Annotated in this window: 1 pseudogene; it reads left to right on the top strand. The window is 61.5% G+C overall.

Features of this window, described 5'->3' with window-relative positions:
- Positions 1–944: pseudogene (locus JIN81_RS18755) on the top strand (hypothetical protein); the annotation flags it as partial.

The raw sequence follows: 944 nt of genomic DNA, 5'->3' as shown, positions 1-944 counted from the left end.
CAGTCCGTTAGACTGCGCTTCAACGTGAGCGTCAGCGGACACGCCCCCGAGGCCCTCGTTCGTCTCGACAAACTCACCATCGCCGAGATGCCCGAGGCCGTGGCACTTGTCTCCGCGCTTCCTGCCCTGCGTTCCGTCGATCTTACCTGGAGCCCGTCCACCCTGGGTGAGGATTTCGTGCGCTACGAACTCTGGCAGTCCACCACCCAGAACGTCTCGGTCGGCAACGGACAGAAGATTTTCGAATCCACCAATCCCGCCGACACCACCTTCACCGATACCGATCTGAATATCGGAGGGGCCTACTACTACAAAGTCTTCACCGTCGATGACCGCGACACCTTCATTCCTTCCAACGAACTGACCACCACCACCGTGCCGGTTGTTCTCCCGTTCACGGACAGCCTCGACTCCGCGGACAACTGGGTTACCGGATCCCACAATGCCACCCCCTCCACTTGGGCCATCTCCACCAGCGACCCCCACGAGGGTTCCGGATGCCTCGCCATCGCACCGACCGGGCACTACCAGCCATCCACCCATAGCTACATCGAGACCGCCGTCGACCTCACCGGAACCGAATGGCCCGTCCTTTCCTTCTGGGACAAACTCGATCTCGCTACCTCGGACTGGGCCCGCATCGAAATCACCGCCAGTGGCAAACCCACCGTCTATGTTCTCGGCTCATCCGAAGGCGAACACTCCACCTGGCGGCAGCAGCGCGTCGACCTCTCACGTTGGGTCGGATCGCCCAATGTGAAAATCCGCTTCGTCCTGCAGAGCGACAGCGCACCCACCACCGGCGAAGGATGGTTCATCGATGAGCTTTCCGTCGCTGAAAATCCCGAGAAGGACACGCCGGCCACCCTGCCGATCGAAGAGGACTTCGAGTCCGACATCCAGCAGAACTGGCTCGCCGCCGGCTGGCACACCGAGACCGATCC

Origin of the sequence: Haloferula rosea, assembly GCF_016595525.1 — a bacterium.
Lineage (GTDB): Bacteria > Verrucomicrobiota > Verrucomicrobiia > Verrucomicrobiales > Akkermansiaceae > Haloferula > Haloferula rosea.
The sequence above is the reverse complement of the archived record's forward strand: the minus strand, read 5'-3'. Positions and strand labels throughout refer to the sequence as shown.